Here is a 1219-nt window from a genome sequence, read left to right as displayed (position 1 = left end):
TCACTTCCTGGCCCAGGGCATCTCCGTCGACCCGGGCTCGGTGAGAAAGCCCTCGATACCCCACTCAAGGCTCCAGTTCCTGCCCTCCCAGTCATCGCCGGGCGACCAGAGAGGGCGGGACAGCTGAGGCCCCCATACGTCAGGGTCGGCGCGTACCAGCAACTCGGCCTCTGCGGCGTAACCGCCGGTCAGCACGGTTAGCAGGAATTCCACGAAGCCACCGCCGAAGTGGTCGAGTCGGTCGTCATAGAACACCGCCACCGGCCACTGCTCAGGGTCCGGACCCGTTGTCAGCCAGCAGCACTGGTTGTGGTTGCTGTTCCAGCCCCAGGGCAGCAAGCCGCCAGGGTCTGGGAACACCGGCGTGGGGTCCTGCTGGTCCCACCACTGCTCCTCCCCTTCGACTTGATCGCGAAGGTCGATGTCAGCCTCGATGCGCCATCCCGCCATCCCGCCCGGCACGTCGGGGAAGCGCGAGTTCCTCTTCGGCGCGAAGACGCCCCACTCGCCGTTCAGGTTCACCCCACCATAGAGGTCGATGAACACGCGGTAGTCCGACGGTAGTTGGACGCCCAGATCGAGGGGCGCCAGCTCCCACGGAACCTGAGCCGGGGTGTACACCGGCTCTCCCATGAGCGCTCGCAGCCGGTTCCATGCCTCGGTCATCGCCTACCCTCTTGCCAGCCGTCGGCCCATCGGAAGCTGCACTCTAGGCGACGGCCCCGACGCGACATCGCCCCGCTGGCTCTAATCACGCGTTGTGATTGGTTCACTTGCTCCGCCTACTCCCTGTGACCGTTGAGCTTGCTGGCGTGCATCGCGAGATCGTCTGGAAACTGCTGGTACTGACGTCGTTCGGACCGATGGTTCTGGCTGTGCGAGAAGTACTGCTTCGGCTGGAAGAGCTACTCTTCCTGGCGGCTCCGGAGATCAGTGTGGTGTCGGTGGAGGACGACGGCGAGGTGATCCGAGTCGGTGTCAGATGTCGGACAGCCGGGCTCGGTGCCCAGGCTGCGGAAGCTGGTCCAGGGGGTGCACGGCTCCTACCTGCGATTTCCCGCTGACCTTCCCGTGGCGGGACGGCGGGTGGTGCTGCAGCTTCGTGTCCGGCGGTTCAAGTGTGAGGACGTCTCGTGCGGGCGGCGGACGTTCGTCGAGCAAGTCGCGGACCTGGCCCGGCGGCACAGCCAGCGAACCGAACGAATGCGGTCGGTGCTGG

Annotated in this window: 3 protein-coding genes; 2 read left to right on the top strand and 1 reads right to left on the bottom strand. The window is 65.8% G+C overall.

Going from position 1 to position 1219, the window contains the following annotated elements; genetic code table 11:
- The gene (locus ABZ641_RS38275; protein ID WP_359989274.1) at window positions 1-666 is read right to left on the bottom strand and encodes an SMI1/KNR4 family protein; all 666 of its coding nucleotides are present in this window, start codon (window positions 664-666) and stop codon (window positions 1-3) included.
- 146 nt (window positions 667-812) lie between these two features.
- Here ABZ641_RS38275 and ABZ641_RS38270 point away from each other — a divergent pair, with 146 nt between their 5' ends.
- The gene (locus ABZ641_RS38270) at window positions 813-1064 is read left to right on the top strand and encodes a hypothetical protein (protein ID WP_359989276.1); all 252 of its coding nucleotides are present in this window, start codon (window positions 813-815) and stop codon (window positions 1062-1064) included.
- Window positions 976-1219 (top strand): transposase family protein (locus ABZ641_RS38265; protein ID WP_359989272.1); only part of this gene is annotated, 244 nt, incomplete at its 3' end. The genes ABZ641_RS38270 and ABZ641_RS38265, both read left to right, overlap by 89 nt.

This window comes from Kitasatospora sp. NPDC007106 (assembly GCF_040634455.1).
Classification (GTDB): Bacteria; Actinomycetota; Actinomycetes; order Streptomycetales; family Streptomycetaceae; genus Kitasatospora; species Kitasatospora arboriphila.
The sequence above is the reverse complement of the archived record's forward strand: the minus strand, read 5'-3'. Positions and strand labels throughout refer to the sequence as shown.